Annotated in this window: 1 protein-coding gene; it reads right to left on the bottom strand. The window is 64.2% G+C overall.

Annotated features, from left to right (window positions below):
- Window positions 1–73: 73 nt before the first annotated feature.
- On the bottom strand, window positions 74–12,955 hold the full coding sequence (locus JBO08_RS16725; RefSeq protein ID WP_220074767.1) for a non-ribosomal peptide synthetase: 12,882 nt from the start codon (window positions 12,953–12,955) through the stop codon (window positions 74–76).
- Window positions 12,956–12,973: the final 18 nt, after the last annotated feature.

Genomic DNA, 12,973 nt, shown 5'->3' with positions numbered 1-12,973 from the left:
ACAATGGTTATCTAAACCTCGTATGAGCCCACTTGCCTACTGTCAGAATTGACAGTTCTGACAAGCGACCCCATCAAAGCCCCTCCAATTCCGCCATCAAATCACTCAACCGATCCACCTTCTCCGCACTGATCTCATTCCCCGCCAACCCCTCAATATATTCAGCCAACTCCGCCACCGTGCTGCACTCAAACATCGCCCTTAGCGGTACATCGCGCTGCAATGTTTTCTGCACCCGCGAGGCAATCTGCGTCGCCAGCAACGAGTGCCCGCCCAGCTCAAAGAAGTTGTCCTGCACCCCTACCCTTTCGACTTTCAGCACCTCGGCCCAGATCGCGGCCAGGGTGGTTTCCAGTTCGTTGCGTGGCGCCAGGTAGTCCTGGTTGTGCAACTGGCCGATCTCCAGGGCCGGCAGGGCGTTGCGGTCGAGTTTGCCGTTGGCGTTGTGCGGCAGGCGGTCGAGCCAGAGCCAGTGCAGCGGCACCATGTATTCCGGCAGTTCGGCGCGCAGGCGTTGTTTGATGCGGTCCAGGCGTTCGCTTGGGTTGAGCGCTTCATCAGCTGCCACCAGGTAGCCAACCAAATGCTTACCGTTGACGCCTTCCTGCACACCCACCGCCGCGTCGCGTATTTCCGGTTGTTCGTGCAAGCGCGCTTCGATTTCGCCCAGTTCGATGCGGTAGCCGCGAATCTTCACTTGGTGGTCGACACGCCCGACGTACTCCAGCACGCCATCGCTGCGACGCCGCGCCAGGTCGCCGGTGCGGTACAGGCGCTCGCCCGGTGCGCCGAAGGGGTTGGGCACGAACACCGGGGCGGTGCGCAGCGGATCGCTGACGTAGCCGCGACCGACGCCAGTGCCGGCGACGCACAGCTCGCCCACAGCGCCTTGGGGCACCAACTCCAGCGCACCGTCCAACAGGTACAAACGGTTGTTGTCGGTGGGCGTACCAATCGGTAGGTAAGTACCGCGGGTAGACGCCAGGTCGACGCGGTAGAACGCCACGTCATCCGAGCATTCCGCCGGGCCATACGCGTTGACCAAGCCAATCTGCGGGTAGCGCAGCAGCCATTGGTGCGCCAGCTCCGGCGGCATCGCTTCACCGGTGGGTAGCATCCAGCGCAGGCCGTCCAGGCTGATACGGTCCTGGGCCAGCATGCCCTGGATCAGTGACGGCACGCTTTCCAGCACGCTGATGCCTTGGGCTTGGACATGCTCCAGCAGGCCCTGGGGATCATGCGCGATGGTATTCGGCACGATATCCACCCGTGCGCCGAACAGCGGTGCAGCGAGGAATTGCCACACGGAAATATCGAAGCTCTGCGAAGCGGTTTGCGCGATCACGTCCGCGTCGCTCAAGGCCAGGTACGGCACCTTGCTCAGTTGGTTATTGAGCATGCCGCGCTGCTCGACCATCACGCCCTTGGGCAGGCCGGTGGAGCCCGAGGTGTAGATCACGTAGGCGAGGTTGCCCGGGCCGCTGTAGATGCCAGGATTTTCGCCACGCGCCGGTATTTCTTCCCACACCAGCAACTGGCAGTCGAAACCGTCCAGCAACGCGATGGCCTGCTCGCGACAGGCCTCAGTGCACACCAGCAACGGCGTGCGGCTCAGGTCGATGATGCTGCGCAGACGCTGGCTCGGCAGGCCCGGGTCCAGCGGCAGGTAGCCGGCACCGCCCTTGAAGCTGCCGATGATCATGCCCAGCAAATCCAAGTTACGTTCGGCCAGCAAGGCAACCGGTTGATCCAGGTCGACGCCTGCTGCGATCAGCGCATGACCCAGACCGTTGCTGCGGCGGTTCAGTTCGTCATAGGTCCACTGCTGGTCGAGGCAACTGGCGGCGATGCGCTGCGGATGCGCGGCCACTTGTTCTTCGAACAACTCGATATAGCTGCGCTCCAGCGGATAGGCGTGTTCGCTCTGATTACAGCCGTCCACCAGGAACGCGCGCTCCTGCTCGCCGATCAGCGGCAGGTCGGCCATGTCGCCATGGAAGCCCTGCACCAGCGCCAGCAGCAGGCGCTTGAACTCGCCGAGCATGCCTTGCACGGTGGTTTCGTCGAAATAACGCTGGTCATAGGAGAGATGCAAACCGAGGTCATCACCCGGATAACACACAGCCGTCAGCGGGAAATTGGTGTGAGTGCGACCGGAGTCCGAGGTGGCATTCAGGCTTTGCGCGCGGTCCAGCACCGAGACTTCCACCGGGGCGTTTTCGAACACGAACAGGCTGTCGAACAGCGGCTGGCCCTTGGGCAATTCGCTGTGTTCCTGGATCGTCACCAGCGGCAGGTATTCGTACTCGCGCAGCTGCATATTGCTGTCGAGCAGGCCACTCAACCACTGGCGCACGCTGCAGCGCTGGTCATCCTCGGGCAGTTTCACCCGCAGCGCGATGCTGTTGATGAACAGGCCGACCGTGCGTTGCATCTGCGGCATGTCCACCGGGCGTCCGGCCACGGTGACGCCGAACAGCACGTCGCGATCGCCGCTCAAACGGCGCAGTACCAGCGCCCATGCGGCCTGGGCAAACGTGTTGACGGTGAGTTGATGGGCCTGGGCCAGTTCACGCAGTTGCACACCGTCGCAGGCATCGAGGCGGGTGTAGCAATCGCCCACCACCATGCCGCCGCTGTGGCCCGCGTGTTCACGCAGGAACGGCCGGTCGCTCGGAATCGGCGTGGTGCGCTCGAAGCCTTGCAGGTTCTGCTGCCACCACTGGCGTGCCTCATTCAGGTTCTGGCGCTGCAGCCAGGCGATGTAGTCGCGGTAGCGCGGTGGCGTGGCCAGTTGCGCATCGCGGCCTTCGCCCAGGGCCATGTAGATCTCGAAGAAGTCGTTCATCAGCAACGACCGGCACCAGGCATCGATGAGGATGTGGTGGTTGCTCATCATGAACCAGTAACGCTCAGCACCGACACGGATCAGGCGCAGGTGGAACGGCGCCTGCTCGAGCAGATCGAAACCGGCTTCGCGCTCTTGCTTGAGCAAGGCTTGAAGGCGCGGTTCCTGTTCGCTTTCCGGATCGTTGCTCCAGTCCAGATACTCAATCGGCGTGCTGCCCGGTTTATGGACCACTTGCAACATGTCTTCGCCGACGTTCCAGCAGAACGAGGCGCGCAGGGCTTCGTGGCGGGCGATCACCGCTTGCCAGGCCTGGGCAAAACGCTCCGGGTCCAACGCGCTGTTGATGCGGTAACGGTCCTGCATGTAGTAGAGGCCGGTGCCCGGCTCCAGCAGGGTGTGCAGCAGCAGGCCCTCCTGCATCGGGGTCAGCGGGTAAACGTCTTCGATGGCACTGGCCGGAACCGGCAAGCTGTCGAGCTGTGACTGGGTCAAGTGCGCCAGCGGGAAGTCGGACGGTGTGAGGCCGCCAGCGGTGTCCTCAAGGCAATGCGCGACTAGGCTTCGCAGTTCGGCCAGATACGCATCGGCCAATTCGCGAATGGTCTGTTGATCGTGGCGCTCACGGCTGAAGGTCCAGCGCAGCACCAGCTCGCCGCCGTACACCTGGCTGTCCACGCTCAACTCGTTGGGCAACGGCGCATCCGGATCATGGGCCAGGCCCGGGGACTCATCCAGCGGGTGGAACAGTGCATCGGCGCCAAAGCTCTGGTCGAACTGGCCGAGGTAGTTGAAGGTGATCTGCGCGCTCGGCAGTGCAGCCATGGCGCGTTTCCACACGTCATCCGCCAGGTAGCGCAGCACGCCATAGCCCACACCTTTATGCGGCACGGCACGCAGTTGTTCCTTGATCGCCTTGATCGAATCGCCCTGTCCGGCTTGCGGGGTGAGGCGCAATGGATAGGCACTGGTGAACCAGCCGACACTGCGGGTCAGGTCGACCTCATCGAACAGGGCTTCGCGGCCGTGCCCTTCCAGCTGGATCAGCGCCGAAGCGTGACCACTCCAGCGGCACAACACGCGCGCCAACGCGGTCAGCAGCAAGTCGTTGACCTGGGTGCGGTAGGCGCTCGGGGCCTGTTGCAGCAACTGGAGGGTGTGCTCGGCATCCAGGCGCACGCTGACGGTGTCGGCGTCACGGTTGCGCAGCGAGCCTTGCGGGAGTGCCACAGGAAGTACGGCCTGCGGGCCGGCCAGTTGGTGCTGCCAGACGCTCAACTCTTCGCGCAGGGATTCGCTGCCGGCGTAGGCCTGCAAACGCGCGGCCCAATCACGTAGCGCACTGGTCTTGGCTGGCAGGCTGACGGATTGGCCGTCGCTCAGTTGGCGGTAAACGTTTTGCAGGTCTTCGAGCAATACGCGCCACGATACGCCGTCCACCACCAAGTGATGGATCGCGATCAGCAGGCGTTGCTGGCCCTCGGGACCATCCACCAACAAAGCGCGCAACAGCGGGCCGTGTGCCAGGTCGAGGCTGCGTTGGGTCTCGGTGAACAGCGCGGTGCACTGGTCCATGTCGCGTACTTGCGCCTGCATCAGTACGCCGCCTTGCGGTACGGCGAGGTGTTCGGCGTGCCATTGCGCGTCACGCTGGGTGAAGCTCAGGCGCAGGGCGTCGTGGTGTTCCAGTACCGCCAGCAGTGCTTGCTCCAGGCGATGCGGGTCAAGCAGTTGCAGCGGTTTGAGGACCAGCGCCTGGTTCCAGTGCTGACGATTCGGAATCTCAGTATCGAAGAACCAATGCTGGATCGGCGTGAGGCCCGAGCTGCCCGTCAGCACGCCTTGCTCAGCGGTGATTTGCTCGGCGCGCGTGGCAACGGCGGCCAGGGTTTGCACGGTCTGGTGCTGGAACAGGTCGCGCGGGCTGAAGTGAATGCCCGCTTGCCGCGCACGGCTCACCACCTGGATCGACAGGATCGAGTCGCCGCCCAGTTCAAAGAAGTTATCGTCCAGGCCGACTTGCTGCACATTCAACACCGCGCACCAGATCGCCGCCAAGGTGCTTTCCAGCTCATTGCGGGGCGCCACGTACTGTTGGCGATTGGCCTCGGGGTCGGGCTGCGGCAAGGCACGGCGGTCGAGTTTGCCGTTGGCGGTCAGCGGCATGCTGTCCAGCACGATCAAGTGCGCGGGCACCATATAGTCCGGCAGCTGCGCCTTGAGGTGGGCCTTGAGTGCGTCGCGCAACGCGCCATGGTCTGCGTCGCTGACCAAGTACGCCACCAACTGTTTGCCGCTTGGCGAATCCAGCGCCAGCACCACCGCTTCGCGCACGCCATCGTGCTCCAGCAGGCGGGTTTCGATCTCGCCCAGTTCAATACGGAAACCGCGAATTTTTACTTGATGGTCGATGCGCCCCAGGTACTCCACCAGGCCATCGGCGCGCTGGCGCACCAGGTCGCCGGTGCGATATAGACGCCCGCCATGCGTGGCAAACGGATCCGCAACGAAGCGCTCCGCCGTCATGCCCGGGCGCTGGTGATAACCCTGCGCCAGACCGGCGCCGCCAACGTATAACTCGCCGGTCGAACCCTGCGGCACCAACGCCAGGTCGGCGTCGAGAATGTAGGCCACGCGCTCACCGATGATGCTGCCGATCGGCACGCTTGCGGCGCCCTCCTCCAACTGCTCGGGCGCAAGACTGGCCAGCGGCATCACCACGGTTTCGGTCGGGCCATAGGCGTTGAAGAACACCTCAGGCAGAAATGCGGCACGGATGCGCTGCAAGTGCTCGCCGGTCAGCGCTTCGCCACCGGTGATGCACATGCGCACCGGCAAGGTCTGCTGCTGGGTCGCCAACCACTGCGCCAACTGGCTGCCGTAGCTCGGTGTGAAGCCCAGGATGTTGATGCCATGGGTGCGGATCAATCCGCAGATTTCCTCGGCATCCCACTGGCCCTGGGCACGCAACACTACCTGGGCACCGCTGAGTAGCGGCACCAGCAGACGCTCGGTGGCGGCGTCGAAGTTGATCGAATAGAAGTGCAGCTCGCAGTCATCGGGACGCATGCCAAAGCGCTCGATCACCGCCGCGCAATGCATGGCGATTTCACCGTGGGACACCACCACGCCTTTCGGCTTGCCGGTGGAGCCGGAGGTGTAGATCAAATACGCCTGGTGTTGCGGCAGGCTGATAAACGGCAGCGCATCGCACGGGTAGTTGGCGAGCACCGGCAAGTCATCTTCCAGGCACCAGCATGCGACCGTCTCCGGCAACTTGCCGAGGGCTTCGAACATCGCCGCATCGCTGAGCAGCAGGCCGATGCCGCTGTCTTCGATCATGTAGTGCAGGCGGTCCAGCGGGTATTCCGGGTCCAGCGGCACATAGGCGCCACCGGCCTTGAGGATCGCCAGCAGGCCGATGACCATTTCCAGGGAACGCGGCAACGCCAGGCCGACGCGCACCTGCGGGCCGACGCCACGCTCACGCAGCATCCAGGCCAGGCGGTTGGCGCGGGCGTCCAGCTCGGCGTAGGTGAGCGTTTCACCAGCAAAGGTCAGGGCCGGGGCATCAGGGCGATGCATCGCCTGCTCGCTGAACAGTGGATGGATGCACTGGTCGAGACGGTGCTGACCTTGTTCAACGCCCAGGCTGTCTTGCACCACACGCTGTTCATCGGCGCTCAGCAACGGCAACTCGCTGAGGCGTTGCTGCGGATTGGCGATCAAGGCTTCCAGCAGATTGCGCCAATGGTCGGCCATGCGCGCAATACGCGGTTCGTCGAACAGGTCGGTGCTGTAGGTCAGGCAGCAACCCAGGCGATGGTCGAGGTCGGTGACTTCCAGGTTGAGGTCGAACTTGGTCGCGCGGGCATCGTTGGCCAGGTACTCGACGGTCATGCCGGCCAGTTGGCGGCTTTGCTGGAATTCCCAGCGCTGCACGTTGCACATCACCTGGAACAGGGGGTTGTACGCCGCACTGCGCGGCGGTTGCAGGGCTTCCACCAGGTGGTCGAACGGCAGGTCTTGATGGGACTGGCCTTCGATCACCGTGTGGCGCACGTGCTCGAACAGTTCAGCGACGTTCATCTGCCCATTGAGCTGGCAACGCAGCACCTGGGTGTTGAGGAACGCGCCAATCAGCCCTTCGCTTTCCGGGCGAATACGGTTGGCGACGGGGGCGCCGATGCGCAGGTCGGTCTGGCCGCTGTAACGGTAGAGCAACACGGCCAGGGTGGCGGTCATGGTCATGAACAGGGTCAGGCCGCGCTCGGCATTGAAGGTACGCACGCGGGCGGCCAGGTCATCGCTGAGGTCGAAGCGGTACAGCTCGCCCTGATGGCTTTGCACCGGTGGCCGTGGGCGGTCGCCGGGCAGTTCCAGCAGCGGATGTTCAGTGCCCAGTTGCGCGGTCCAGTAGTCGAGTTGGCGCTGACGCTCGCCGGACTCCAGCCACTGGCGCTGCCACACGCTGTAATCCAGGTATTGAACCGGCAACGGCGCCAGCGGCGATTCGCGCTCGTCGATAAAGGCTTCGTACAGCGCGCTGAGTTCACGGGCAAAGATGTCCATGGCCCAGCCTTCGGTGACGATGTGGTGCAGGGTCAGCACCAGGTAGTGTTCCTGTTCGCCGGCCTTGACCAGGCAGGCACGCAGCAACGGCCCGGTTTCCAGGTTGAACGGCGTGTGCGCTTCATGATCAGCCAACTGCTGCAGACGCTGCTGGCGCTCGGTTTCGTTCAGGCCTGAAAAATCCTGCCAATCCATGCGCAAGCCGGTCTGCGGCGAGACCTTTTGATAGGCCACGCCGTCGATGCTCGGGAAGGTGGTGCGCAGGGTTTCGTGACGCATGATCAAGGCCTGCAACGCTGCCTCGAAACGCCCCACATCGAGCACGCCACGCAAGCGCGCCATGCCGCCGACGTTGTAGGCCGGGCTGTCCGGTTCCATCTGCCACAGGAACCACATGCGCTGCTGGGAATAGGACAACGGCACCGGCTGGCTGCGGTCGACCTTAGCGATAGCCGTCTGCTGGTTGCGTAGGCCCGACGCCTGGATCAGGCCGACCTGCTCGGCAAAAGCGCCCAGCTCACTGGCTTCAAACAAGGTGCGTAACGGCAGCTCGACGTCACACGCTTGGCGGGTACGGGAGATGATCTGCGTGGCCAGCAACGAGTGGCCGCCGAGGGCGAAGAAGTCATCGCGCAGGCCGATTTTTGGCAGGCCGAGGACTTCGCGCCAGATGGCGGCGATCTGCTGTTGCAGTGGGGTTCCGGGCTCAATGTGTTCGCGGGTTTGCCACACCGGCTCAGGCAACGCGCGACGGTCCAGCTTGCCGCTGGGGCTCAGGGGCATGGCGTCCAGGCGCATCAGCAGCGCGGGCACCATGTACTCCGGCAGCTCGGCGGCCAGGGCAATTTTGACCTGCTGTTCATCCCGTTCGCCGTGGGCGGTGTAGTAGCCGATCAACTGCGCGTCACGCACCAGCACCACGGCTTGGGCGATGCCGTCCAGGGCCAGCATGCGCGCTTCGATTTCTTCCGGCTCCACGCGGAAACCGCGCAGCTTGACCTGCTGGTCGAGACGGCCCAGGTACTCAAGCACACCATCGGCACTCCAACGGGCACGGTCACCGGTGCGATAAAGTCGCGCACCCGAGTGGTCGGCGACAAAGCGCTCAGCCGTCAACCCGGCGCGCCCCAGATAACCCCGGGCCAGGCCGATACCGCCGATGCACAGTTCACCCGGCACACCCCGCGGCACGGGGTTGAGCTGATCGTCCAGCACGCGGCAGATCACATTGCCCAGCGGGCGGCCAATCGGCGAGCGCTCGCCGTCCTCCGCGCGGCAGTGCCAGTGGGTCACGTTGATCGCGGTTTCGGTCGGGCCATAACGGTTGTGCAGCTGCACCGCCGGCAACTGCGCCAGGACGCGGTTGCGCAGTTCGGCGGGCAAGGCTTCGCCACCGGAAAACAGGCGACGCAGGCTGGTGCATTCGGCGGCCAGCGGTTCGTCGATGAACAGCTGCAGCAGCGGCGGCACAAAGTGCAACGTGGTCACGCCGTGTTCCTGCACCAACTGCGCGATACGGTGCGGGTCGCGATGCTCGCCAGGGCCGGCCAGCACCAGGCGGCAACCGGTGATCAGCGGCCAGAAACATTCCCACACCGACACGTCGAAACTGATCGGTGCCTTTTGCATCAGCACATCGGTGTCATTCAGTTGATAGGTGGCCTGCATCCACTGCAAGCGTTCGGCCAGGGCCGCATGCGTATTGCCCACGCCTTTGGGCTGGCCGGTGGAGCCGGAGGTGTAGATCACGTAGGCGAGGTTATCGCCGTGCAGGTGCAGGCCGGGCGGCTGGGTCGGCCAGCTGTCGAGGTGCAGGCTGTCCATCGCAATCACGCAGACGCCGCAGGCAACTGGCACGTGGTCCAGCAACGCGGTCTGGGTCAGCAGCAGATGCGCGCCGCTGTCCTCCAGCATGTAGGCCAGGCGCTCGGCGGGGTAATCCGGGTCCAGCGGCACGTAGGCGCCACCGGCCTTGATGATCGCCAGCAGGCCGATCAGCAGTTGCGGCGAACGCTCGGCGGCGATCGCCACGCACACATCCGGGCCGACACCCTTGTCGCGCAGATAGTGAGCCAGGCGATTGGCCTGGGTGTGCAATTGCGCGAAGGTCAGGCTGCTGCGCTCCCAGACCAGTGCGGGGCTGTCCGAGGTGTGCCTGTTGAGCAGCTCTGGCAGCCATTGCTGGGCGGGCGCGCACGGCGCTTCACTCCACGGTTGCTGCTCGTCTTCCTGCATCAGCTTGAGATCGCCGATGGCTTGCTGCGGCTGGTCACACGCGCCTTGCAACAGGTTGATGAAGTGCTCGGCCAGGCGCTGGATGGTCGCGCTGTCAAACAATTCGTCGGCGTAGTCGAACGACAGGCTCAGGCGCCCGTTACGGTCTTCTTCGCTGTGCAGTTGCAGGTCGAACTTGGCTTCGCGGCTGTGCCATGGCAGCTCGTCGGCGAGCATGCCCGGCAGACGGCGCAAGGCGCTGAGGTCGCGTTGCTGGTGGTTGAACATGACCTGGAACAGACCCTGTTCGCGCGCTTGCGGGAAGGCTTCCAGCAGTTGTTCGAACGGCAGGTCCTGATGGGCCTGGGCGCCCAACGCAGCCTGGCGAGTCGCGGCCAACAGGTCGTTGAACGGCAGACGCCCGTCCAGCTCGGCACGCATGACCTGCGTGTTGATGAAAAAGCCGACCAGGCCTTGGGTTTCCTGGCGCGGACGGTTGGCGTTGGGCACGCCGATGCGAATGTCACGCTGACCGCTGTAGCGGTAGAGCAGGCTCTGGAATGCTGCCAGTAACAACATGAACGGGGTGGATTGGTTGGCCTGGGCGGTCTGGCGGATCGCTTCGCTGAGGTGCACGCTAGTTCGTACGGTATGACGCGAAGCGCTGTTCCGGTGTTGCGCCGAGCGCGGGTGGTCGGTTGCCAGGCTCAGGGTTGGATGTTCTTCACCGAGTTGCGCTTTCCAGTACGCCAATTGGCGCTGGCCTTCGCCTTCGGCCAGCCATTGGCGCTGCCAGCTACCGTAGTCGGCGTATTGCAGGGCCAGCGGCGGCAGCTCAAGGGTTTCGCCCTGGGTTGCGGCGGCGTACAGGCGTGAGAATTCGTCGATGAGGATATTCAGCGACCAGCCATCAGCGATGATGTGGTGCAGCGTCACCAGCAACTGGAGATCTTCATCGTCCAGGCGCACCAGGGTCACCCACAGCAGCGGGCCTTTTTCCAGGTCGAACTGGGTGCGCGCTTCGTCTTCGCGGATCTGTTGCGCGCGGGCTTCACGCTCGGCAGCGGGCAGGTCGCTGAGGTCGATGACTTGCAGCTCGAAATCCGCCTTGGCCTCGACGCGCTGGAAGGCCTGGCCGTCGCGTTCGTAGAAGCGGGTGCGCAGGGCTTCGTGGCGCTGGACCAGGTGTTGAAAGCTCAAGCGCACGGCGTCTTCATCCAGCTCGCCGCGCAGGCGCAGGGCGCCGGGGATGGTGTAGGCGCTGCTGTGGGGGTCCAGTTGCCAGGTGATCCACAGGCGGTTTTGCGCCAGGGATTGGGGCAGGTCTTCCTGGCGTGACAGGGGTTGGATGGCGCCTTGGGCGACACCGCCGTCTTGCTGCAACTGCGCAACATAGGCGGCAAAGCCTTCCAGGGTTGGCGCTTCGAACAGCATGCGCAGGTTCAGCTCCAGGCCGAGTGTTTCACGCAGGCGCGCGACCACCTGGGTGGCGGTGATGGAGTTGCCGCCGAGCAGGAAGAAATGATCATCGGCCGCAACCGTCGCGACGTGCAGTTGCTCGCACCAGATCGCGGCGATCCGATTTTGCAGCTCCGATCCCAGCGCTGCATCGTTGACCTGCGTTTGCTGGCCAGGGAACTGCGCATAGCTGTCGAGGCTGCCATCGACATACCGCAGCGCACACGCTGCACGTTGCACCTTGCCGCTGGAGGTCTTCGGCAAGGCACCCGGGTTGAGCAGCACCACCACGCTCGGCGCCTCCTGATACGCCTCGGCGACGGCTTGGCGGATCGCCTTGATCAGCGCATCGGGCGGCAGGATTTTCTGCACGCTGCGGCTGATTTCGGCGGCAATGCCGATACCTTCCAGGCCCTGGTCATTCACTGCGAATGCCGCGACCCGGCCTTTGCGCACCACTTCCACTTCGCGCTCGATGGTCTGCTCGATGTCCTGCGGGTACAGGTTATGACCGCGCACGATCAGCAGGTCTTTCAGGCGGCCGGTGATGTACACCTCACCGTCGCGGATAAAACCCAGGTCGCCGGTGCGCAGCCAGGTACGGCCAGCGTGTCGCACAAAGGTCTTGGCGGTGGCTTCGGGGTTGCGCCAGTAGCCGTGGGCGATGCTCGGCCCGGTGGCCCAGAGCTCGCCGACGTTATTCTCGGCCAGTTCGGTGAGGGTGTGCGGGTCGGCGATCAGCACCGCGTGTTCGGGTTGGCTGGTGCCGCAACTCATGATCGCACTGCCCTGCCCCGGCTCGGCACGGTTGGCAGCCAATGCCTGCTCGTCGACGCGCAGCGCCGGGATGCCATGGCCGCGAATGCCACCAGCGACAAACAGGGTCGCTTCAGCCAGGCCGTAGGACGCGAAGAAATTATTCGGGGTAAAACCGCAGGCCGCGAACTTCTCGGCGAAGCGTTCCAGGGTGTCGAGGCGGATCGGTTCGGAGCCGGAATAGGCCACGCGCCACTGGCTCAAGTCCAGGCGCTCCAACGCCGACTCGCTGACCCTTTCGCTGCACAGGCGATAGGCGAAATCCGGGCCGCCGCTGATGGTACCGCCGTATTCGCTGATCGCTTCCAGCCAGCGCAATGGCCGACCGAGGAAGTACGCCGGCGACATCAACACGCAGGGCACGCCGCTGAAGATTGGTTGCAGCAGGCCGCCGATCAGGCCCATGTCGTGGTACAGCGGCAGCCAGCTGACGATCACGTCATCCGGGTTAAGGTCGATGCCAAAGCCGCGACGGATCAGCACTTCGTTGGCCACCAGGTTGCCATGGCTGACTTGCACGCCCTTGGGCAATGCGGTGGAGCCGGAGGTGTATTGCAGGAATGCGATGTCATTGGGGTGCAGGTCGGGGGCGATCCAAGTGCCGGCACTCTCCAGAGTATCGACGCTCAATACCATTGGGGCGTTTTCGATCTGCGCCAGGCCATCGGCAAGGCTCGCGACGGTCAGCAGCAGGCGCGGCTCGGCATCGCTGATGATCGACAGCAGGCGTTCCTGGTGGTGTCGACGGGTCGACTCCGGCGGGTAAGCCGGCACCGCAATGACCCCGGCGTACAGGCAACCAAAGAACGCCGCGACGTAATCCGGGCCGCTGGGGAACAACAGCACCGCACGGTCGCCCAGGTCCGCATTGGCTTGCAAGGCAGCGGCGATGCTGCGGGCGCGCAGGTCCAGGTCGCGGTAACTGAGCACAACGCTGTGCTCGGCCGACTCAGCGAGGAAGCGCAGAGCGACCTGGTCAGGCGTCTGCACGGCGCGACGTTGAAGGGACTGGACCAGCGTTTGGGGAAGTTCGAAGGCGTCCATCATGGGGTTCCTGCCTGAAAT

The organism is Pseudomonas sp. LAP_36 (assembly GCF_019456785.1).
GTDB lineage: Bacteria > Pseudomonadota > Gammaproteobacteria > Pseudomonadales > Pseudomonadaceae > Aquipseudomonas > Aquipseudomonas tritici.
The sequence above is the reverse complement of the archived record's forward strand: the minus strand, read 5'-3'. Positions and strand labels throughout refer to the sequence as shown.